Genomic DNA, 22504 nt, shown 5'->3' on the forward strand with positions numbered 1-22504 from the left:
GGTCCGACGGATGTATCACCGCCGGTCGGGACGTCAGCGGAGCGCGCGCTCGCGGATGAACGCGGTGAGCGCCGCGGCGTCGTCGGGCAGGTCGATGACGTGCTGCGGCGCATCGAGCATGGCCTGCAGCTCGTCGGAGTAGCTCAGCTCGACCCCGATGGCCTCGCGGATCGTCTCGGCGAACTTCTCGGGCTTGGCCGTCTCGAGGACGAGCATGATCTCACCGGGCTCGACGTACTCGCGGGCCACCGTGACGCCGTCCGCGGTGTGCGGGTCGATGATCTCGCCCGTTTCGTCGTGCACCTCGCGGATGGTCGCGAGGCGATCGGCGTGCGTCGAGGTTCCGCTGACGATGCCGAACTCGGCGGTGAAGCGAGCGAGGTCGGCGGAGAAGTCGGCGAAGCCCTGCGACTCGAGCTCACGCCAGGCCGCGACGACCCGCTCGGGGTCGCGGCCGACGAGCTCGAAGATGAAGCGCTCGAGGTTCGACGCCTTGGAGATGTCCATCGACGGGCTGGAGGTCTGCAGCGTCTGCGCCGCGGAGCGGGGGCGATAGATGCCGGTGCGGAAGAACTCGTCGAGCACGTTGTTCTCGTTCGCCGCCAGCACGAGCCGGCGGATCGGAAGGCCCATCTCGCGCGCATAGAACCCGGAGAGGATGTTGCCGAAGTTGCCGGAGGGCACCGTGATCGAGACCTCGGCGTGACCGTCGGCGTCGGTGGCTCGCAGCCATGCCCAGAAGTAGTAGACGACCTGCGCCGTGATGCGCGCGAGGTTGATCGAGTTCACGGCGCCGAGGTGCAGCTCGCGCTTGACCCCGAGGTCGCCCGCGAGCTCTTTGACGAGGTTCTGGCAGTCGTCGAAGACGCCCTCGATGGCGATGTTGTGGATGTTGGGCTCGTCGAGTGAGAACATCTGCGCACGCTGGAACGGGCTCATGCGGCCCTGCGGCGACAGCATGAAGACGGCGATGTGCTCCTTGCCGCGCAGCGCGTACTCGGCCGCCGAGCCGGTGTCACCCGATGTGGCACCCAGCACGTTGAGAACCGAGCCGGTACGCGCGAGGGCGTGCTCGACGACCTGACCGAGGAACTGCATCGCGAGGTCCTTGAAGGCCAGCGTCGGCCCTTCCGAGAGCCCGACCAGCGTCATCCCGCCGCCGATGCGGCGCAGCGGAACGACGGCGTCGGGGAAGGGCGCATACGCGGCCTCGGTCATGCGGGCGAGGTCGTCGCGCTCGATGTCGGTGGCGAAGAGAGCGAGCACCTCGGTGGCCAGCTGCGGGTAGGTCAGCGCGCGCCAGCGCTCGAGCGTCTCGGACGAGACACGGGGCATCTCTTGCGGCACGGCGAGGCCGCCGTCGGTCGCGAGCCCCTCGAGGAGCGCGTCGCAGTACGGCAGCGGCTCAGCGCCGCCTCGGGTCGAGATGTACAGCACGCGGGCTCCTCGGGACGGGTCGGGGACGGCTTTCGATTCTCGCAGGTGGTTCGCTTGCCCGGCGACGACGCGGCTGTCGACGACCGGACGGACGTCAGCGGCCGGTGCCGGCGTAGACGACGGCTTCGGTGTCGCCGTCGAGTCCGTACGCGGTGTGCACGACGCGGGCGGCCTCGGCCAGCTCGTCGCCGCGGACGACGACGGAGATGCGGATCTCCGAGGTCGAGATCATCTCGAGGTTGACGCCGGCGTTCGACAGCGCTTCGAAGAGCGTGGCCGAGACGCCCGAATGCGTTCGCATTCCCGCGCCGACGACCGACAGCTTTCCGATCTGGTCGTCGTGCACGAGGCTCTCGAAGCCGACCTCGTTCTGCTCGCCCGCGAGGGCACGGAGCGCCATCGTCGCATCGGTCTTCGGCAGCGTGAACGAGATGTCGGTGCGCCCCGTCGCCGCGGCCGAGACGTTCTGGACGATCATGTCGACGTTCGCGCCCGACTTCGCCACGATCTTGAAGATCTCGGCGGCCTTGCCCGGAACGTCGGGCACGCCGATGACGGTGATCTTGGCCTGGCTGAGGTCGGTGGCGACGCCCGCGACGATCGGCTCTTCCATCTCTTCTTCCTTTCGGCCTTCGGGCGGCGACATCCCCGGACCGAGCACGAACGTGCCGGATCCGGAGCTGAACGTCGACCGGGCGTTGATCATGACGCCGTGACGGCGGGCGTACTCCACCGCACGGATGTAGAGGACCTTGGCGCCGTTCGCGGCGAGTTCGAGCATCTCCTCCGCCGAGACCACTCCGAGCTTGCGGGCCTTGGGCACGACGCGCGGGTCGGCGGTGTAGATGCCGTCGACGTCGCTGTAGATCTCGCAGACGTCGGCTGAGAGCGCCGCGGCGAGTGCGACGGCGGTCGTGTCGGATCCGCCGCGGCCGAGCGTCGTGATGTCGCGGGTGTCGCGGTTGAACCCTTGGAACCCCGCGACGATGACGATCGCCCCCTCGTCGAGGGCTTCGCGCAGCCGCACGGGCGTGACGTCGACGATGCGCGCGGCACCGTGCGTCGCATCCGTGATCATGCCCGCCTGGCTGCCGGTGAACGAGCGCGCCTCGAAGCCCATCGAGTGGATGGCCATCGCCAGGAGCGCCATCGAGATCCGCTCGCCCGAGCTGAGGAGCATGTCGAGCTCACGCGGGGCCGGGATCGGGGCGACCTCGTTCGCGAGATCGAGCAGCTCGTCGGTCGTGTCGCCCATGGCGCTCACCGCGACGACGACGTCGTGACCGGCGCGGCGCGTGTCGACGATACGCTTCGCGACCCGCTTGATGCTCTCCGCGTCGGCGACGGACGACCCGCCGTACTTCTGCACGATCAATGCCATGTGGAGACTCCCGGATGCCGGTGCCGGCGCGATTGCTACGGGCGCCCGGATGCCGCGCCCACCGCACCATCTTACGGAGCGTCCCATGCGCCGGGCGCCATGTGACGACCGCTCACGCGCTGCACCGCGGACATGCGGATCTAGGCTGGAACACATGGGACGCCGCTCGCTCTTCACGGCGCTGAACGCGCTCGTCCACACGTCCGATCCGGCCGGCGGACCGGCGACCGAGATGATCCCCGTGATCGACGACGCGTTCGCGGTACGGGTGCTCGATCTGGCGATCCGGCTCGGCGAGACGATGCTCGTGGCGGGCTCGCCCGCGAGCGAGGTGACCCTGACGATCGTGCGGGTCGCGGGCGTCTACGGTCTCGACCCGGTGCACGTCGACGTCACGTACAACTCGATCACGGTCGCCCATCACCGCAGCGGCGAGGACCGGCCGATCACGCTCATGCGGGTCGTCCGCGGCGCCGCGCCCGACCATTCCCGACTGCAGCGGCTTCAGGCGCTCGTGGCCGAGATCCGCGCGGGACTCCCCCTGGATGCCGCGGCACTGCGCTTCCGCGGCATCCGTCGGACGCCCTTCCGATACCACCAGCCCGTTGCCGTCGCCGCGCAGGCGCTGCTGGCGGTCGGTGTCGCGGTGATGTTCGGGGCGAACTGGCTCGTCATCGTGCTGTCGTTCCTCGCCGCCGGATCCGCGGCGATCACGCAGTTCCTGCTCGGCCGGGCGCGCGTGCCGTTCTTCTTCAGCCAGATCGCCGGAGCGTTCGTGCTCACGATCGTGGCAGCGGCTTCCCCCCTCCTCCGCGCGACAGGGTGGGAAGCCGCGATGACCATGCGCCCGTCGGTCATCGTCGCGTCCGGCATCGTGCTGATGCTCGCGGGACTGACCGTCGTCGGCGCGGCTCAGGACGCCATCGACGGGTTCGCGCTCACGGCCATGGGCCGCATCCTCGAGCTCGTGACGCAGACGCTCGGCGTCGTGCTCGGCATCCTCGCGGGGATCGAGACGGCCCGCGTCATCGGGCTGGGCCTCGAGGCGCCGACGGAGGCGCTACCGCTCGGACCCGTGCCGCTGCAGTTCCTCGGCGCGGGCCTGATCGCCCTCGCGGTCGCCGTGATCAACGGAGCCGGGCTGCGCATCATCGTCGTCAGCGTCGCCCTCAGCGTCGTGGCCTGGCTGGGTTACGTGGCTGCGGCCTCGCTCGGCTTCGAGACGGCGGCGGCGAGCGGTGTCGGCGCGTTCGTCGGCAGCCTCGTCGGCATCCTCGCCGCCTATCGTCTGCACGTGCCGTCCGTCGCGATCACGACAGCCGCGATCCTGCCGATGGTGCCCGGAGCCGCGGTGTTCCGCGGGCTCCTCGGCGTCGTCGAATCGGGCGACAGTCCCGCGACCCTGCTGACCGGGTTCAGCACCCTCGCGGCAGCCGCGACCGTGGGCATCGCGCTCGCGGTGGGCGCATCGCTCGGCATCTACCTCGGTCAGCCGCTCCGCGCGTCGCTCGGATCGGTCATCCGAGCGCGAGCGCGGGTGCGCTGAGCAGCCGAGAGACGCGGAACGGCCGCGTCGCGAGCGGGCGCGGGGCCCGCCGCAGACGCGGCCGTTTCGACGTGGCGGATCAGCCGAACAGAGCGGCGGCCTCCTCGTAGCGGTACAGCGGAACCGTGTTGAGCTCGCCGAGGGCCTCGTCGAACGAGACGCGGACGATATCGGTTCCCTTGAGCGAGACCATCTGACCCCACGCGCCGTCGACGAGCGCATCGGCGGCCGCGAGTCCGAGGCGCGTGGCCAACACGCGGTCGAACGCCGAGGGCGAGCCACCGCGCTGGATGTGGCCGAGCACGGTGGCGCGGGTCTCGATGCCGGTCAGGCGCTCGATCTCGGGGGCCAGCACTTCACTGATACCGCCGAGACGCGGACGGTTGAACGCGTCGAGGCCCTTGTCGCTGTATGCCTCGTCCTGGCCCGTCAGCTTGAAGCCCTCCGATACGACCACGAGCGGGGCCCGGCCCCGGTCGAAGGCCTTGGTGACCTGGGCGGTGATCTCCTCGATCGACATCGGCACCTCGGGGATGCAGATGACGTGGGCACCGGCGGCGATGCCGGCGTGCAGCGCGATCCAGCCCACGTGGCGACCCATGACCTCGGCGACCATGCAGCGCTGGTGCGAGTCACCGGTCGTGCGCAGTCGGTCCATCGCGTCGGTGGCGATGTTGACGGCGGTGTCGAAGCCGAACGAGTAGTCGGTCGCCTTCAGGTCGTTGTCGATCGTCTTGGGCACACCGAGGACGTTGATGCCGTCGTTCGCCAGGCGGTTGGCCGCGGCGAGCGTGCCCTCGCCGCCGATGGCGATGATGCCGTCGATGCGGTGCTTGTCGAGGGTCGCGGCGATGTTCTCGGCGCCGCCGCGGGGGCCTTCGTACGGGTTGGTGCGGCTCGTGCCGAGGATCGTGCCGCCGACCTTGGACAGACCCTTCACCTCGTGACGGGTGAGGGGGAAGAAGTCGCCATCGACGACACCGCGCCAGCCGTCGCGGATGCCGACGAACTCGATGTTGTACGAGGTGGTGCCCTTGAGCACGACGCCTCGGATGACAGCGTTGAGTCCGGGGCAGTCGCCGCCGCTGGTGAGGATGCCGATCTTCATGGGGAGATCCTTCGTTGTTGCTCAGGGTGGAGTGTGGCGACGCTGCCTCAGGTCGAGACTATCGTCGCGACGCGAGTGCTGCCAGGCGAAGCCCACCGGAAGAACTCGCTGCCGCGGGGCGGGCGGACGTCGCATCCATCACCGACACCGGCAGACGCGCCCAGAGCGGCGCCGTCGTGGCGCGGTTCGCGTTCGTCGACGACTCGACTTCGACTACCGCCTCATCCAGCCGTCTCGACGGTCATCGCACCGATACGGCGACGGATGCGGCTCAGTCCGCGCCCAGCGCCTGGCGGAGCAGGTGCATGAGGGCCGACAGCTGCACGGAGTCGCTCGAGGTGGGATCGACGGCCTCACCGTCGAGAGCGCGGGCCGCGAGCCCCTGCTTCGAGTCGATGAGCTCGGCGATCTTGGTGTCGATGGTGTGGGCGGCGATGATCCGCCACGCGGTGACGGGCTCTTCCTGACCGATGCGGTGCACGCGGTCGATCGCCTGCGTCTGCTCGGCGGCCGTCCACGACAGCTCGGCGAGCACCACGTTCGAGGCCGCCTGCATATTCACGCCGACACCGGCGGCCGTCAGCGAGCACACCGCGATGGCGACGTCGGGATCGTTGTTGAACGCGTCGATCGCGTCCTGACGCGCGGTCGCAGTCTGGTCGCCACGCAGCGACACGGTCCGAAGCCCGGCAGCCGCGAAGTGGGCCTCCGCGGCATCCATGACGTCGATGTGCTTGGCGAAGAACACGACCTTGCCGACCGAGCGCTGCAGCTGCGCTGCGTAGTCGGCGGCGAGCACGGCCTTGGCCTGACCGATGCGGCGGACCATCGTGAAGACGTTCTCGGCACCGGTGCCGGCGGCCTTCGACTCCTCGAGCTCCTGCGTCGCGACGAGGCGCACGATGTCGGAGTCGGCCTCACCGATGAGCACACGGTCGCCGCGCGCCTCGATGATGCGGCGGTACCGAGCGGCCAGACGCTCGCCGAGCTCGTGCTCGGCCTGGCGGATCGACCGACCGTACTCGTCGTCGAGCTGCACGGGCAGGTCTGCGACGAGCTTGTCGGGAAGATCCGCGGCGACGTCCTTCTTCTTGCGGCGCACGATGCCCATCGAGATGACGGCGTCGCGGGCAGCCGGGTAGAACGCCTTGTCGGCGGGCGTGAGGCCGGTCTCGTCGAGCCGCTCCATGAGGACGGGCCCGGGCTTCTCGCCGTTGGTCCACCCGAGGAAGCGCCAGATCGCGTCGAAGTCCTCGACGTCGTTGATCAGCGGGGTTCCGGTGAGGGCGAGCATGAGCGGGTCGCGGACCTGCTCGCGGATGCGGCCCGCGAGGGCGAGGACGTTCTGCGAACGCTGCGAGCCGAGGTTCTTGATGAAGTGCGCCTCGTCGACGACCATGCCGCGTAGACCGATGGATCCGAGCCACGAGAGGTGACGGTCGAGCACCTCGTAGTTGACGATGAAGACGTCGGCGAAGGCATCGATCTGATCGCCGTCGCCCGAGATCACCGTCGCGCGGCGCTGCGGCGTCCAGCGCTCGACCTCGCGGGCCCAGTTCATCTTCACCACATTCGGCACGACGGCCAGCAGCGGGTAAGCGCCGGCGACGGATGCCGCGAGCACCGACTGCGCCGTCTTGCCGAGGCCCGGCTCGTCGGCGAGGAGGAACGAGCGGTGACCGGCGCGCACCGCCTCGAGGAACCGCGACTGGTGCGGCATGATCTCGAGGCCCTTGGGCGACAGACGATCGAACTCGGGCACGGGGGGCAGGTCCATCGAGGCCGCCGCCCCGCCGGCGCCGGTCTCGAACGCCTTGTAGAGCGGGCCCATCAGCTCCCAGCCGTCGAGGCGACGACGCGGCGTGTCGTGCGGCTTGTGCAGCTCGGGGTCGGGAGCGAGGAAGGGGTTCGACTCGCGACGTGCGAGCACCTGCGGCGGCGTGACCTGACGCTCGGCGAGCGCCGCCGGCACGACGGGCGCCTGCACCGGCACGATGTCGGTGATGATCAGCTCGTCCTCGGGCAGTTCGGCTCCCGACTCGAGCAGCCAGTCGCGCCGCATGCGCTTGGCGACCGGTGAGGTCGCCTGGTCGACCTCGAGCAGCTGGATGAGAGACGTGTCTCGCGCGGCGGTCTTGGCGAGGATGGTCGCGACACCGTCGAGTCGCTTGAGCAGCTCTGCTCGGGCAGCGGTCGAGATGTTCTCGTCGGCCTTCACCCGCGCGCGCTCCTCGCGCACCAGGAACGCGATGACCTGGAACTTGACGCGATTGGTCGGTCCGAGCTTGCCGCGCTGCGCCTTGGCCTCGACCTCGCGCACTTTGCGCGCGAGGATCGGGATCAACGGCGCGTCGTCGTCGCGTCGGGCGGACGAGGACTTTCGTCGGCGGTTGGCGGTCGCTGCGGCGGTGGCCATGGTCGGCATGCTCCTCCTGAGCCTGAGTGCCGGGATTCCGTCGTGACGGAACGTACGGGTGCCGCTCGGACGGACACCGAAGCGTCATGCGAGCGAAGGGCGATCGCGCCGGCCGGCCGCGGGCACTCGCTTCAGCGAGCTGCGGCGTCGAACCCGACGATGTCCCCGCCGACCATTCTATGCCACGACCGGCGCGCCCCGCGAGGTGTGCGCGGTGGGGCGTGATTCAGGGCCAGAGCTGAGCGACGATGCCGGGGGTGTAGGAATCAGGACCGTAGTTGACCCATCGCGTCGACACCCACGCGTTCCCGCGAAGGAAGTGGGTCTCGCCCAAGTCGACGACTTCCTCGTCCATCGAGAGCATCTGCTGCGACGTTCGGAAGTAGACGCCGCCGGATGCTTCCTCCGAGCCGAAGCCCGCGGTGGACAGCGCGTCAGCGATGAGGTCAGCCTGGGCGGCCGAGACGAGCGACACGGTCGTCGCGATGCCCCGGTCGGAGGGCCTGCCCCACGTGCAACGCAGGCTCGGCACACCCGACTCGAGCACCGTGAGAGCCTCGGCGTTCTCGGTCGAGTACATCGTCACGCCAGGATCGTTCAGCGGGGCGATCTCCGCGTCGAGCGTGGCCCGCAGGTCACCCGTGAAGAGCTCGTCGCACGACGACGGCAGACTGATCTCGTCGGTCGTCGACCGCGTCTCGACCGGGCTCGGCGTCTCCGATGGAGTGAGCGCGGGCGACGGCGTCGCGGCTGACTCGGACGGAGCGGGCGTAGCAGCTCCCCCAGCGGGAGTAGCGCATGCCGTGGCCAGCAGCGCGACCGCCGCTACGACCGGGATGAAGCGGAGAGCTGTGCGGTGTGTGACGGCCATGAGCAGATCCTAACGAGACCGGTCGGCTACGCGCTCCGGCGCGCGGGCCGCAGTGCCGATCGCAGCCTCAGACTGTTGAGCACGACGAAGACGCTCGAGAACGCCATCGCGGCCGCGGCGACCATCGGGTTGAGCAGTCCGGCGACCGCCAGCGGCACGGCGGCGACGTTGTACGCGAACGCCCAGAACAGGTTTCCGCGGATGATCCCGAGGGTGCGGCGACTGAGTTCGATGGCCTCGGCCACCGCCCGGGGGCTTCCTGCGGTCAGCGTGATGTCGCTGGCGTGCTTGGCGGCATCCGTCCCGCCGCCCATCGCGATACCGAGATCGGCGGCGGCCAGGGCGGCGGCGTCGTTGACGCCGTCGCCGACCATCGCGACCCGCTCCCCCGCCGCCTGGCGCCGTCGCACCTCGTCGAGCTTGCCCTCCGGCCGCACGTCGGCGACGACCTCGTCGATGCCCAGCTCGCGAGCCACCGCCGCGGCTGCACCAGCGTTGTCACCCGTGACCAGGACGACGGATGCACCGGTGCGGTGCAGTCGCGCCACGGCATCGCGAGCGTCGTCGCGGACGCGATCCGCGACCGCGATGACCGCGCGGACGGCGCCGTCCCACCCGACGGCGACGACGGATGCTCCGGACTCCGCAGCGTCGCGCGCGGCCGCGTCGAGCTCGGCGGCCGGAGACCCCAGGCGTTCGGTGACGAAAGCCATGCTTCCCGCGGTGACATCGCGCCCATCGACCGAGCCGCGGACACCGCCTCCCGAGACCCCCGTGAACTCGGTCACCGCAGGCACCGCGCCGGCGGCGGCGACGATCGCACGTGCGATCGGGTGCTCCGAAGCCGATTCGACGGCGCCGGCCGCCCGCAGCGCCTCGTGGCGGTCGACCCCGGCCGCCGTGGCCACCGACGCGACCGACATCCGCCCTTCGGTCAGGGTGCCGGTCTTGTCCATGAGGACGACGTCGATGCGCTCGGCGGCTTCCAGGGCCTCGGGACCGGTGATCAGGATGCCGAGCTCGGCGCCACGCCCGGTGCCGACCAGGACGGCGATGGGCGTCGCGAGCCCGAGGGCGCACGGGCAGGCGATGATGAGCACCGCCACGGCGGCGGTGAACCCCGCCGCCACGGGCGCGCCTGCGACGATCCAGCCGACGAGGGTGAGCGCGGCGACGACGATGACGACGGGGACGAACACCGCCGAGACGCGGTCGGCAAGGCGCTGCACGCGGCTCTTACCCGATTGTGCCTCGTCGACCAGACGTGCCAGGTGCGCGAGACGGGTCTCGTCGCCGACCGAGGTGGCGCGAACCCGCAGGCGTCCACCCGACGCGATCGTGCCCCCGGTCACCTCGGAGCCGGGTCCGACGTCGACCGGCACCGATTCGCCTGTGAGCATGCTCTCGTCGACCGCCGCTGCGCCGTCGACCACGACGCCGTCCGTCGCGACCTTCCCACCGGGCCGCACGACGAACTCGTCGCCTTCCCGAAGGGTCTCGATCCCGACGCGTCGACCGTCCGGCAGCTCGACGTCGGTCGCCCCGAGCTCGAGCAGTGCGCGCAGGGCGGCTCCCGCGCGCCGCCGCGACCGCTGCTCGATGTACCGTCCGAGCAGGATGAGCACCGTGACGGCTGCGGCGACCTCGAAGTACACGAGCGATGTCGGGTCGTGCACGGGCCCGAAGAGGACGACGTCGTGACGAATGCCGATACGCCCGGCGGAGCCGAACAGCACCGCCCACAGGCTCCAGGCGAACGCGGCGAAGGTGCCGAGGGTGACGAGGGTGTCCATCGTCAGCGCGCCATGGCGCGCATTCGCGAACGTCGCGCGATGGAACGGCCAGCCCGCCCAGAACACCACCGGCGCGGTGAGGACGAGCGACACCCATTGCCATCCGGGGAACTGCCACGCGGGCACCATGCCGAGCACCACGACGGGCGCCGCCAGCACGATGCCCCAAATCAGGCGGGTGCGCAGGGTCGTCCGCCCCGGCACGTCCTCGACGTCGTGCTGGTGGCCGCCGTCGGCGTCGTGGTCCGCGTGCTGGTCGTGCTCCCCGGCGGGGTGCGGCTGCTGCCGACGCTGCGGGGCGCGGACGCGGGCGGTGTACCCGGCCTCGCCCACTGCCTCGACGAGTTCGTCGACCGACACGGCCGCAGGATGCTCCACGCGCGCCGTCTCGGTCGCGAGGTTCACCGTCGCGCGGACACCGTCCAGGCGTTGCAGACGCTTCTCGACCCGGGCGACACAGCTCGCGCACGTCATCCCCTCGATGTCGAGGACAGCGTGGCTGCTCTCCGGCCCGGCGGTGTCAGCGGACATCAGCGGCGTCCGGTCACCGTGTAGCCGGCCTCGGCCACCGCAGCCGAGACGACGTCGTCGTCGGGCGGCTGCACGGCCGTGACCGCGACGGTTCCGGCATCGACGTCGACGGCGACGTCGGAGACGCCGGGGACGAGTCCGAGTTCGCGGGTCACCGCTGCGGCGCAGTGGCCGCAGGTCATGCCCTCGACGGAGTAGGTCTGAGTCGTCATGATGATCCTCTTTCGTTCAGCGACCTCAACAGGATACCCCCCTGGGGTATTCCCGTCGATGCTCGGACATCGGGACGGCGTACGCTGAAACCATGTCCACGATCTCCGAGCGCGAGCTCGCCGCGACCCTCGACCACGCCATCCTCAAGCCCGAACTGACCCGCGAGCAGGTCGACGCCGAGCTCGACATCGCCGCCGAGTGGCAGGTCTTCTCCGTCTGCGTGCGACCCTCCGACATCCCTCATGCCGTCGCACGCCTCGAGGGCACCGGCGTCGCCGTCGGAACCGTCATCGGCTTCCCCCACGGCACCACCTCCACCGCGGCGAAGGTCGCCGAGGTCCGCCAGGCCGCCGCCGACGGCGCCTCGGAGTTCGACATGGTCGTCAACATCGCCGCGCTGCGGTCGGGCTTCGACGACGTCGTCGTCGACGACATCCGAGCCGTGGTCGAGGCCGCCGAGGGCAAGATCGTCAAGGTCATCCTCGAGACCAGCCTCCTCGACGACGAGCAGATCGCACGCGGCAGCCGTCTGACCGAGGCAGGCGGCGCCGACTTCGTCAAGACCTCGACCGGGTTCGCCGGCGGCGGCGCGACGGTCGCCCACGTCCGGCTGATGCGCGAGAACGTCGGCGAAGCCGTGCAGGTCAAGGCGTCCGGCGGCGTGCGCAGCTTCGCCGATGCCGTCGCGATGCTCGATGCGGGCGCGACGCGCCTCGGTACGAGCGGCAGCGCGACGATCCTCGGCGAAGCGCGCCGACTCGAAGCCGGTGGCGAGGCCACCGGCGCAGTCGACGAATCGTCGTACTGACCCTCGCGGGCTCCGGCCCGCTCCGGGTGCGCGAGGCGCTGTCCTCAGGCGAGCGCCTCGCGCACCCGGACGACATCGTCGTCCATCTGCTCGATCAGCGCGGGAATGCCCGCGAAAGCGACCATCCCGCGGATGCGGGCTGTGAAGCGCACCTCGACGCGGTGACCGTAGAGGTCGAGATCGGTCTCGTCGAGCACGTACGCCTCGACTTGGCGCTGCGGCACGTCGTCGAACGTGGGGTTGGTGCCCACGGAGATCGCCGCCGGATAGCGGATGACGCTCGCGGGCAGCATCCCGTCGGCTCCGGGCATTCCGAGATCGACCAGCCAGCCCGCGTACACACCGTCCGCCGGGATGAAGCCCGCGGCGTCGGTCGCCAGGTTCGCGGTCGGATACCCGAGCTCGCGGCCCCGCTTCAGCCCGTGCACGACCTCCGCTTCGACCGCGTGGGGTCTGCCCAGGAGGCGAGCGGCACCCGCGACGTCGCCCGCCGCGAGCAGGTCGCGCACCCAGGTCGACGACACGCGACGACCGGCGTCGCGTGCGCGGACGTCTGTGACGACGTCGACGTCGAATCCGTGCTCACGCCCGAGAGCGGTGAGCACGTCGGGATCCCCTTCGCCGCCGCGTCCGAACCGGAAGTCGTCGCCGACGAGCACTCCGACGGCGCCGAGAGCGCGCACGAGGATGCCCTCGACGAAGTCGCGTGCCGAGAGCGCGGCGAGCTCGGCGTCGAATCGCAGCACGAGGACGGCGTCGACACCCGCCGCAGCGAGAAGACCGATCTTCTGATCGAGCGCGACGAGCGGCTCGGGGCAGAGCTCCGGACGCAGCAGGCTGAGCGGATTGCGGTCGAAGGTGACCGCGACCACGCGCGCACCGCGGGCCGCGGCGTCGACCCGGGCCCGGTCGATGACGGCGCGGTGTCCGGAGTGCACGCCGTCGAATTTGCCGATGGCCACGACGCTCGGACCGAAGTCCGCGGGCACCTCGGCGGGGTCTCGATACACGGTCACCATGACGATCCCTCCAGGACGGCCGGACGCTCGTCGCGGTCCGCTGCGCCGTCGCGATGCGACACGAGCCACCAGATGCCCACGAAGGGCAGGGCGAGTGGAACCCAGAAGTACCCGAAGCCGTAGCCCGACCACACCGTGGCGTCGTGCGAGAACAGTTCGGGCAGCACGAGGCTGAGCGTACCGACGACGAGGACTCCCACCAGTTCGAAGCAGATCGCGACCCACGCGACGGCGTACCAGGCGCGCGAGCTCGATCTCACGAGCGCCACCGTCGCCAGCACGTACACGAGCGCGGCTGCCGCCGACAGCGAGTACGCCAGCGGGGCGTTGGCGAAGTCCTCGACGATCTGCACGAATGAGCGTCCCGTCGCGGCGAGCGCCATGACGGCGTACACGACCACCAGGACGCGGCCGATGCCGGTCATTCGAGGGCGGGGATGATCCATGACCTCACCAATGATAGGCGGCGCGCGGGCGGCTTCAGACGACCTGAACCGTCCAGATCACCTGCATCCGCCACACCATGATCGCCACGGACAGGGCGGCGACACCGAGGATGACGGTGCTCCAGCGGCTGCGTTCGATGAGGGCCCAGAACACAGCGGCCGGCGGCAGCAGCACGGCCGAGACGAGATACACCCAGAACTCCAGCAGGCTGCCCGACGGCGCATTGCCCGCCAGCGGGGCGATGATCGCGACGACGACCTGGGCGATCAGAAGCACTTCGACGAGGGCGAGCGCTCCGACCGAGAGGTCGCTCGGGCGGCGGTTCGCGAGACCGAGCACCGTGCAGAGCAGGCCCGCGGCGACCGCCACGGCGACCTGAACGATGGTGAAGACCGTGATCATGCGTCCTCCGCCATGTTCATGAGGCTCTTGACGTCATCGCCGCGACGCTCGACGATCCCCACGAGCCGGCCGTCGGGATCGATCGCAGCGGGATGCGGCGCCGACAGGCGCGCGGCTGCTCCGACGAGTCGCTTGCCGTGACGCAGGTCGCGGGCCTCGTCGGCGCTCACGTCGAAGGCGCCGAGCACGGTCGCGGCGACATCCGCATCGCGCAGGAGTTCGAGGTCCGGGACGATCTCGGTCACGGCATCCGACACGTCGAAGGGTCCGATGCGGGTGCGCCGGAGCGCCGTGAGGTGACCGCCCACGTCGAGGGCGGCGCCGAGATCGCGGGCCAGGGCGCGAATGTAGGTGCCGCTCGTGCAGTCGACGACGACGTCGACGTCGATCGCTCGGGATGGCCCGCCTTCGCGGGCGGGAGTGACGTCGAGCGCGACCTCGCGGACCTCCCGCACATCGAAGCGTGAGACGGTGACCCGTCGCGCCTTCAGCTCGACCTCTTGCCCCGCGCGCGCCAGGTCGTACGCCCGCTTCCCGCCGACCTTGATCGCCGACACCCGACTCGGCACCTGATCTATCGCGCCGGTGAGCGCCGCGATGCCGCGATCGATGCCCGCACGGTCGACGGCGGCCAGCGCGGCATCCGTCGCGTGCCTGGTCACCGCGCCGTCGGCATCGTCGGAGTCCGTCGAGACGCCGAGGCGGATCGTCGCCTCGTAGGTCTTGTCGAGGCCGACGATGTAGGTCAGCAGGCGGGTCGCCGCTCCCACGCCGAGCACCAGCAGCCCCGTCGCCATCGGGTCGAGCGTGCCGGCGTGGCCGATCTTGCGGGTGCCGAGGGCTCGGCGGGCTCGGGAGACGACGTCGTGACTGGTCATCCCGCCCGACTTGTCGACGAGCAGGATGCCGCGGGGCGCGGTTTCGGGCATGCCTCCAGCCTACGGCGACGCCTCGCGCGGCTCGGCCCGGCGCCCACCGCCGACGCTTCGGGCGCAGTTCGTCGCACCGGGCGCGGTTTCATCTGCGCCCGAAGCTCGGAACTGCGCCTCACCCCACGCGCGCCGGTCCCGCGCGATCAGTCCAGCGCCAGCTCGACGGTCGCGAACGAGTGCGGCGGCATCGTCACGACCAGCTCACCGTCGTCGAGGGCGGTCGCGAGAGGCCGCGGCTCGACACGGTCGGGGACGTCGGCATCGTTGAACGTCGTGGCGCTGTCGGCTCCCAGTACACGGGCTCGCGTCACGCGGGCACCGCGGCCGCGCAGGTCGATGCGCACCTCGCACTCCTCATCCGCCGACAGATGGGTGAGCGAGATGAGCGCCGACCCCTCCTTCGTCGAGGCCGACATCGACACCAACGGCAGCTCCCCGCGTCGCGCCGCCGTGGTCGGGGCGTCGAGCATGTGAGCGCCGAGCGCTCGGGCGTCCTGGTGCCCCTTGTTCATCTCGAACACGTGGTAGGTCGGGGTGAGGACGAGCTTGTCGCCGTCGGTGAGGATCATCGCCTGCAAGACATTCACCGTCTGGGCGATGTTGGCCATCGAGATGCGCCGCGCGTAGCGGTGGAAGATGTCGAAGTGGATGCCGGCCACGAGCGCGTCGCGGATCGTATTCTGCTGGAACAGGAAGCCCGGGTTCGTCCCCTTCTCGGCGTTCCACCACGTGCCCCACTCGTCGCAGACGAGGCTCACCCGGTTGTCGGGGTCGTACGAGTCCATGACCGCGACGTGCCCGCGCACGACCCGCTCGAAGTCGAGCGCGTAGGCCATCGTGTCGTAGAACTGCGCGTCGGTGAAGGTCGTCGCGTCCTCGCGGTTGATGCCCGATCCGGTGTGCGTGTAGTAGTGGAACGAGATCGCCTGGTACGGGTGCTTGTCGTACAGGTTCGCGGCGTGCGATTCGACGAGCGACTTCACCAGCACGCGCGTCCACTCGAAGTCGTCCTCGTTGGCACCGGCGGCAATCAGCGTCAACGTGTTCTCGCCGTGGTCGTGGCAGTAGGTCGCGTAGCGCCGCGCCTCTTCCGCATAGAACTCCGGTGACAGATTGCCCCCGCACCCCCAGGGCTCGTTGCCGATGCCCCAGAACGGCACGCGCCAGGGCTCGTCGCGTCCGTTCTCGCGGCGCAGACGCGCCATGGGGCTGTCGTCGTCGCGCGTGAGGTATTCGACCCACTCCGACATCTCCTGCACCGTGCCGCTGCCGACGTTGCCGTTGACGTAGGCCTCGGTGCCGAGCAAGTCGCACAGGTCCATGAACTCATGGGTTCCGAAGTGGTTGCTCTCGACGACGTCGCCCCAGTTCGTGTTGGCGATCTTCGGCCGCTGCTCGCGCGGACCGATGCCGTCGCGCCAGTGGTACGTGTCGGCGAAGCATCCGCCCGGCCAGCGCAGATTCGGGATGTCGAGCGCGCGGAGCGCTTCGACGATGTCGGTGCGGATGCCGCGGATGTTGGGGATCGCCGAATCCTCGCCCACCCAGAAGCCGTCGTAGATGCAGCGGCCGAGGTGCTCGGCGAAGTGCCCGTAGATGTGGCGGCTGATGCGATCGCCGACGACGTCGAGGTCGATGACCGCACGGGCGGACGAGGTCATGTGGTTCTCCAGTGCTCGTGCTCGGTGAGCGGGACCAGCGGAGGACGCTCCGCGGTCGTGGTCAGGGTGATGCGGCGGCCGTCTCGGGCCGATCGGGTGAGGGCGCTCATGATCTCGAGGACGTGCAGGGCGACCTCGCCGCTCGCACGTCCGGCGCCCGGGCCCCCGCGCACGAAGTCGAGGACCCCGATACCGCGACCCGCGCCGCGGTAGCCCGCGCGCGGTGCGATCGCCGTCCACTCCCCGGCACGCGGTCGACGCAGGGTCACGTCGCCGTCGAAGAAGTTGGGGTCGGGCAGGGTCAGCGACGCGCTCTCACCGTGCACCTCGATCGGCGCGGCGTGCGTCGCGGCGGCGTCGAAGCTGAAGGTGACCGTCGACACCGCACCGCCGGCGTGCTCCAGCACACCGGTGACATGCGTGTCGATCTCGACGGGGATGCGCTCCCCCGCTCGCGGGCCCGAGCCGATCGTGCGCTCATCGCGCGATCGCGACGACGCACCCGACACGCTGACGACGGGCCCCAGCACGTGGAACAGCGCGGTGAGGTAATACGGCCCCATGTCGTAGAGCGGCCCGCCGCCCTCGCGGTAGTAGAAGTCGGGATGCGGGTGCCAGGCCTCATGGCCCGACGACAGCCACGTCGCGACGGCTGCGACCGGTCGGCCGATCTCACCGGCATCCACGACCGCTCGCGCGGTCTGCACACCGGACCCGAGCACGGTGTCGGGGGCGCCACCGACCCACGCGCCGTTCGCGCCGGCCATGACGCCGAGCGCTTCGTCGAACGTGGCGGCCAGCGGCTTCTCGCCGTAGACGTTCTTGCCGGCGGCGAGCGCGGCACGCGCCACTTCGCCGTGCGCCGCGGGAATCGTCAGGTTCAGCACGGTCTGCACGGCTGGGTCAGCGACGAGCTCGGCCACCGACAGGGCACGGGCACCGGGGAACCTCTCGGCGACCGCCTGGGCGCGGTCGGCGTCGAGGTCTGCCGCCGCCGCGATACGGACGGCGGGGTGATCGCCCAGCGTCTCGAGATACTGGCCCGAGATGACCCCGAGGCCGACTACACCGATGCCGTGCGGCTCGCCCACAGCATCCCCCTTTCGATGATGGTGCGGACGTTGACGTCGCGCAGCACGACGAGGCTGTGCCCCGGCGTCGCGACGAAGATGCGGCCCTGTCCCCACTCGCGCGTCCAGACGGCGGGCGAGGTGATGGGGCGGTGCCACGGGTGGTAGGGCTGCACGGGATGCGTCGTCGTCGCGAGCACGTCGTTGAGGTCGTCGGAGAGCACCCAGTACTGCTCCGTGCGCAGCGTGAAGTCTTCGAGACCGGCCATGATCTCCGAGCGGCGACCCGCCTCGGTGAGGTCGACGGTGTAGCAGAGGTAGTTGTCGGTCTCGTCGCCGACGCGGGCGTCGGGGTGCTTCGCGGGGTGCGTCGCGAACTGTCCGCCGATGAGCTGGAGGTAGTCGGAGTTGTCGCGGTACGAGTCGGCGATGCCGCCGTGCCAGCCCGCCAGTCCGGTTCCCCGCTCGACCGCGTCGCGCAGGCCCGCGAAGGCCTCGCGCGAGATCTTCGACATTGTGACGGACTGCACGATCAGGTCGGTGCGCTCCATCGTCGCGCGGTCGGTGTAGACCTCGTTGTCCTCTTCGATGCGGACCTCGAAGCCGTTCTCCTCGAGGAACGGGACGAAGAGGTTCGTGGCCTCGACGGGCTTGTGCCCTTCCCATCCGCCTCGGACGATGAGCGCCTGTCTCGCGGTCATGAGCTGACCCCTTCCACTCGGATGCTTCTGCTGTCGGTTGACGCGCTCTCCTCGACCGCCGCGAGGACGCGCTGCACCTGCGCCGCTTCGGCGAACGACGGATGCGCCTCGACCTCGCCCGCGACGGCACGGACGAAGTCGACGCTCTGATGCGTGAACAGGTGCTCGTATCCGAGCCCGTGTCCCGCCGGCCACCAGGCTCCTGCGTAGGGATGCTCGGGCTCGGTAGCGTCGATGCGCCGGAAACCCTGCTCACCGGCGGGCAGTGTCGCGTCGGCGAAGAGCAGGTCGTTCAGGTGTGAGAAGTCGAAGGCGACCGCTCCGCGGTCACCGCTGATCTCGATGCGGTTGGCGTTGCGGTGTCCCGTGGCCATGCGCGTCGCCTCGAAGACGCCGAGCGCACCATCGGAGAAGGATGCCGTGAACGCCGCGGCGTCGTCGACGGTCACGTGCTCGGTCGCGGCACCGGCACCCGCACGACCGCCGAGCCCGACGCGTTCGTCGAGGACGGGGCGCTCGTCGACGAAGGTGCGCAGGACGCCCGAGACGCTCGTGATGCGCGCTCCCGTGAGCCACTGGGCGGTGTCGATGCTGTGCGCGCCGATGTCGCCGAGCGCGCCCGATCCCGCGCGTTCGCGATCGAGGCGCCAGGTGAACGGCGCGTCCGGATCGGTGAGCCAGTCCTGCAGGTACTGCGCGCGCACGTGCCGGATCCGGCCGATGCGTCCTTCTTCGATCAAGCGTCGCGCCAGAGCGAGGGCGGGCGTTCGGCGGTAGCTGAAGCCGCACATGGCGACGACTCCGCGCGAGGCCGCAGCAGCGGCGGCATCCGTCATCCGATCGGCGTCGGCGACGTCGTTGGCCAGCGGCTTCTCGCACAGCACGTGCAGACCGGCGTCGAGCGCGGCGAGCGCGATCTCGGCATGGGTGTCGCCGGGGGTGCAGATGTCGACGGCGTCGATGTCGTCGCGTGCGATGACGCTGCGCCAGTCGTCGCTCGACTCGGCGATACCGAAGCGTGACGCGGCGTCGGCGGCGCGCTGCGCGTCGCTTCCCGCGAGCACGACGACCTCCGGCTCGATCGACAGGTCGAAGAAGCGCGGAGCGGTGCGCCAGGCGTGCGCGTGCATCCGTCCCATGAACCCGGTTCCGATGATCGCGATGCGCAATCGTCTCGACATCCTCGTCTCCCTCCGCACCGGTGCGTGTGATCGCGGACCACGATGTCACAGCCTCTCGACGCGGACGGCGCGGTTTGCGCAAAATAGGGAACATGCCCGCTACCCGCCCGAGCCTCACCGACGTCGCCGCAGCAGCCGGGGTCAGCGTGGCGACCGTCTCGCGGGCGCTGCGCGGTCGCGGCGAGCTGTCGCCCGAGACCCGCACACGCGTGCTCGCAGCCGCCGAGCAGCTCGGCTACGCGCGCAACGGCACCCCGCGGGGCCGACCCCGCGGCGGGACGTCTCGCATCTTCGATCTGGTTCTCGGACATTTCCACGACCCCTACACCGACGAGGTCGTCGCGGGCGCGCACACCGCGGCCTCGCGCCTGAACTACGATCTCGTCCTCACCGCCGAGCGCGACGATCCCGATGACGACTGGCCGGCCCGCATCCGCTCCCGAGGGTCGGCGGGGGTCGTGCTCGGTCTCATCCTGCCCACGACGGCGCAGCTGGAGATCATGCACGGCGCCGGCATCCCCGTCGTGCTGCTCGAGCCGCCGTCGGGTACCACCCAGCATGTGCCGAGCGTGCGGAACACCGATCACGCGGGCGGCTCGGCGGCGGCCGAGCATCTCCTCGCACAGGGCGCCCGCCGCTTCATCGTGATCGGCGGGGCACCGTCGTACCGGTACGGCCGCGCGCGGATCGAGGGCTTCCTCTCGGCGCTCGACGAGGCGGCGCCGGGGGCGCCTCGCGTTCTGACGACGGCTGACTGGGGCGCGGCGGACGCGCGGCGGGCATGCGCCGCAGCGCTCGACGACCTCGGCGGCGACGGTCCCATCGGGCTGTTCGCCTGCTCCGACGAGATGGCCGCCGGCGCCTACCGGGCCATCGCCGAAGCGGGACTCGCCGTGGGGCGCCACGTCCTCGTCGTGGGGTACGACGACGTACGCGGGGCGCGGTGGCTGCACCCCCCGCTCACCACCATCCGCCAGCCCATCCGCGAGATGGCGGCCGCGGCCGTCACGCTCCTGGCGCAGATGGCCGGCGGTGCACAGCTCGCCGACGAAGTGGTCGAGCTGCCGACGGTCCTCGTAGCCCGCGGCTCGACCGGCCGCCCGCGCTGACCGGCCGTGCCGCCGAGGCGGCTCACGCGGGCGTGACGACCGGGAAGTAGACCGCGAAACGCTCGTCGACGACCTCGTTCAGCGGCACGAAACGGATGCCGGCCGAGCGCCCGACACTGCGGTACCGCGTGAGCCACTGCGACCATTGGCGTTCGTCGTCCGCCGCGAGCAGCGTCGTCGGGTCGCAGACGTCGCCGACGAGCGGCGTCTCCCGGTCGACGAGCCCCGCGAGGACCACGCCACCCTCGACGAAGGCGACGGTGGCGGGCTCGTCGGGAAGCGGCACCGTCCGCAGCTCGAATCCGAAACCCAGCTCGACCTCGGTTCGCCCGCCGGGATGATCGATCTCGATGAAGCGATCACGGTGCACCGCGGCCGCTTCCGACCGGACATCCACGTCACCCACGGTCCAGGCGGGCACGCGCATCCGCACGCGACCGCTCACCGTCGGCGCTGATTCGATCACGACCGAGACCCGCAGCGCGTGCGGCCGATGCGTCGATCCGCCGGGGCCCGCGTTCGCATCGGGACCGACGTACAGCGCGTCGTCGAGGGTGCGCACCTCGACCGCGAGTTCGCCGGATGGCGTGTCGATGTCGGCGCGGACGGGGATGTACTGAGCGATCGTGACGGCTTCGGCGTCGGCGTACACCGCCAGCGACGCGTGGCGCGTGTGCGCCTGCACGAGCGTGCCGTGGCAGCACCAGAAATCCTCCGTGGGCGATCCCCACTCCTTGCGTGCTCCGCTCTGCAGCGGCAGGAAGTAGCTCACCATGCCGGTGCCGGGATGCTGCTGCGCGAGGATGCCGTTGACCAGATTCGCCTCGATGTAATCGAGGTACGACGCATCACCGGTCCATCGGTAGAGCACGTCCGCGAGCCGGATCATGTTGTAGACCGCGCAGTGCTCCTGCGTCTTCGCGCCTCGCCGTGCAGCGAAGGAGAACGGCGGCGTCCAGATCTCGCCCGAGGTCTGTCCCCCGGTGCAGAAGGTCCCGCGGCGGGCGACGGCCCAGTCCCAGTACGCCTCGACGATGCGGCGCCAGCGCTCCTCGCCGGTGACCTCGAACGCCCGTGCGGCGCCGAGCACCTCGGGGATCGTCGTGTTGGCGTGCATGTTGGTCAACATGTCCTCGCCCGCCAGCAGACCGTCGAAGAGCGACCGGTGGTCGTATCGATCGAGCAGGTCGCGGTAGAGGTCGTCATCGCCGGTGGCTTCGAGCAGGTCGGCCCAGACTTCGAGCATGCCGCCCGTCTCGACTTCGAGGAGGGCCTGGAACTCCTCGCGCCCGAACGCCCGAGCCCATTCCGCGAGCACCCCGGCAGCACGGTGGGCGATACGCAGGGCGCGCTCGTCGCCGAGGTCTCGGTGGACGTCGACCAGACCCATGAAGGTCTTGTGGATGTTGTACTGCGGCGCCCACACCTCGCGACCTTCGGCGAGCCGGCGCAGGAACGTCCGCGGGATACCGAACACCCATCCCTCGCCCGCGTCCTGACAGGCCTCGAGCTCGTCGAGCACCACTGACAGCTTGCCGCGCAGCACCGGGTCGCCGGTGACGGCGACCTCGCGCGCGGCAGCCGACATCCAGTGGCCGACGAAGTGTCCCCGCAAGAGGGCACCGGGCGTCTCCCACCCCCAGTGGCGTCCCCAGCCGCTCTCGACTCCCGGGGTGACCGAGGGCTTCAGGTGCCAGGCCTGGTCGCCGATGCCCGCCTCGATGCGGTGGTTCTGCACGAGAGCGCGTTCGTCGAGCGATACGAGATAGTCGCGATTGACGCGACGACGGCGATCGTAGGTACCCGGCAGCAGCCGGACGCTGTCCGGCGCGAGAGCGGATGTGGTCATGGTTGTGCCATCTCCTTCGATGTGCTGAG

The 22504-nt window shown here is 70.4% G+C and carries 19 protein-coding genes; 3 read left to right on the top strand and 16 right to left on the bottom strand.

The annotated features are described in order from the left end of the window. Positions 1 to 33: 33 nt before the first annotated feature. Both thrC and QUC20_RS11025 read right to left on the bottom strand, forming a co-directional pair. Entirely contained in the window at positions 34 to 1437 is a 1404-nt protein-coding gene (gene thrC, locus QUC20_RS11020; protein ID WP_289329894.1) for a threonine synthase, read from the bottom strand. Positions 1438 to 1531: 94 nt separating this feature from the next. After that, positions 1532 to 2818 (bottom strand): aspartate kinase, encoded by a 1287-nt coding sequence (locus QUC20_RS11025; RefSeq protein WP_120264872.1) that lies wholly within the window; start codon positions 2816 to 2818, stop codon positions 1532 to 1534. Positions 2819 to 2972: 154 nt separating this feature from the next. Here QUC20_RS11025 and QUC20_RS11030 point away from each other — a divergent pair, with 154 nt between their 5' ends. Further along, on the top strand, positions 2973 to 4364 hold the full coding sequence (locus QUC20_RS11030) for a threonine/serine exporter family protein (protein ID WP_289329895.1): 1392 nt from the start codon (positions 2973 to 2975) through the stop codon (positions 4362 to 4364). A 79-nt stretch (positions 4365 to 4443) separates the two neighbouring features. Here the strand turns inward: QUC20_RS11030 and QUC20_RS11035 are convergent, their stop codons facing one another. The 5 genes from QUC20_RS11035 to QUC20_RS11055 form a co-directional block, all read right to left on the bottom strand. Beyond that, entirely contained in the window at positions 4444 to 5472 is a 1029-nt protein-coding gene (locus QUC20_RS11035) for a 6-phosphofructokinase (RefSeq protein ID WP_120264870.1), read from the bottom strand. 271 nt (positions 5473 to 5743) lie between these two features. Then, positions 5744 to 7897, bottom strand: coding sequence for a DEAD/DEAH box helicase (locus QUC20_RS11040; RefSeq protein ID WP_289329896.1), 2154 nt, complete (start codon positions 7895 to 7897; stop codon positions 5744 to 5746). Between the two features lie 217 nt (positions 7898 to 8114). Beyond that, positions 8115 to 8759 (bottom strand): hypothetical protein, encoded by a 645-nt coding sequence (locus QUC20_RS11045; RefSeq protein WP_289329897.1) that lies wholly within the window; start codon positions 8757 to 8759, stop codon positions 8115 to 8117. A gap of 26 nt (positions 8760 to 8785) precedes the next feature. Beyond that, positions 8786 to 11083: a heavy metal translocating P-type ATPase gene (locus QUC20_RS11050; protein ID WP_289329898.1), complete on the bottom strand. Its 2298-nt coding sequence runs from the start codon at positions 11081 to 11083 to the stop codon at positions 8786 to 8788. Then, positions 11083 to 11295: a heavy-metal-associated domain-containing protein gene (locus QUC20_RS11055; protein WP_120264867.1), complete on the bottom strand. Its 213-nt coding sequence runs from the start codon at positions 11293 to 11295 to the stop codon at positions 11083 to 11085. Before QUC20_RS11055 ends, QUC20_RS11050 begins: the two co-directional genes overlap by 1 nt. Positions 11296 to 11387: 92 nt before the next feature. Here QUC20_RS11055 and deoC point away from each other — a divergent pair, with 92 nt between their 5' ends. Further along, positions 11388 to 12104, top strand: coding sequence for a deoxyribose-phosphate aldolase (deoC, locus tag QUC20_RS11060; RefSeq protein WP_120264866.1), 717 nt, complete (start codon positions 11388 to 11390; stop codon positions 12102 to 12104). Between the two features lie 44 nt (positions 12105 to 12148). Here the strand turns inward: deoC and QUC20_RS11065 are convergent, their stop codons facing one another. From QUC20_RS11065 to QUC20_RS11100, 8 genes are all read right to left on the bottom strand, one after another. After that, entirely contained in the window at positions 12149 to 13120 is a 972-nt protein-coding gene (locus QUC20_RS11065; protein WP_120265174.1) for a bifunctional riboflavin kinase/FAD synthetase, read from the bottom strand. Beyond that, positions 13117 to 13569 carry a hypothetical protein gene (locus tag QUC20_RS11070; RefSeq protein WP_120264865.1) on the bottom strand — a complete coding sequence of 151 codons (453 nt, stop codon included), beginning with the start codon at positions 13567 to 13569 and terminating at the stop codon, positions 13117 to 13119. The genes QUC20_RS11065 and QUC20_RS11070 overlap by 4 nt, the downstream gene beginning before the upstream one ends. A gap of 34 nt (positions 13570 to 13603) precedes the next feature. Next, positions 13604 to 13972, bottom strand: a complete 369-nt coding sequence (locus QUC20_RS11075) for a hypothetical protein (protein ID WP_120264864.1) — start codon at positions 13970 to 13972, stop codon at positions 13604 to 13606. Continuing rightward, positions 13969 to 14901 carry a tRNA pseudouridine(55) synthase TruB gene (gene truB / locus QUC20_RS11080; protein WP_289329899.1) on the bottom strand — a complete coding sequence of 311 codons (933 nt, stop codon included), beginning with the start codon at positions 14899 to 14901 and terminating at the stop codon, positions 13969 to 13971. Before truB ends, QUC20_RS11075 begins: the two co-directional genes overlap by 4 nt. 146 nt (positions 14902 to 15047) lie before the next feature. Beyond that, positions 15048 to 16565, bottom strand: coding sequence for an alpha-N-arabinofuranosidase (locus QUC20_RS11085; protein WP_289329900.1), 1518 nt, complete (start codon positions 16563 to 16565; stop codon positions 15048 to 15050). Continuing rightward, positions 16562 to 17656 carry a Gfo/Idh/MocA family protein gene (locus tag QUC20_RS11090; RefSeq protein ID WP_120264861.1) on the bottom strand — a complete coding sequence of 365 codons (1095 nt, stop codon included), beginning with the start codon at positions 17654 to 17656 and terminating at the stop codon, positions 16562 to 16564. The genes QUC20_RS11085 and QUC20_RS11090 overlap by 4 nt, the downstream gene beginning before the upstream one ends. Next, positions 17629 to 18336, bottom strand: coding sequence for a ThuA domain-containing protein (locus tag QUC20_RS11095; RefSeq protein WP_120264860.1), 708 nt, complete (start codon positions 18334 to 18336; stop codon positions 17629 to 17631). Before QUC20_RS11095 ends, QUC20_RS11090 begins: the two co-directional genes overlap by 28 nt. After that, a complete protein-coding gene (locus tag QUC20_RS11100) occupies positions 18333 to 19517 on the bottom strand; it encodes a Gfo/Idh/MocA family protein (RefSeq protein ID WP_289329901.1) in 1185 nt (394 codons plus the stop codon). Before QUC20_RS11100 ends, QUC20_RS11095 begins: the two co-directional genes overlap by 4 nt. A gap of 92 nt (positions 19518 to 19609) precedes the next feature. Between QUC20_RS11100 and QUC20_RS11105 the strand changes: the two genes are divergently transcribed. Continuing rightward, a complete protein-coding gene (locus QUC20_RS11105) occupies positions 19610 to 20626 on the top strand; it encodes a LacI family DNA-binding transcriptional regulator (RefSeq protein WP_120264858.1) in 1017 nt (338 codons plus the stop codon). A gap of 22 nt (positions 20627 to 20648) precedes the next feature. On the opposite strand, the gene QUC20_RS11110 is transcribed toward QUC20_RS11105, so the two are convergent. Further along, the gene (locus QUC20_RS11110) at positions 20649 to 22475 is read right to left on the bottom strand and encodes a beta-L-arabinofuranosidase domain-containing protein (RefSeq protein WP_289329902.1); all 1827 of its coding nucleotides are present in this window, start codon (positions 22473 to 22475) and stop codon (positions 20649 to 20651) included. Between the last annotated feature and the right edge of the window lie 29 nt (positions 22476 to 22504).

The sequence above is a fragment of the Microbacterium arborescens genome (genome assembly GCF_030369635.1).
Classification (GTDB): domain Bacteria; phylum Actinomycetota; class Actinomycetes; order Actinomycetales; family Microbacteriaceae; genus Microbacterium.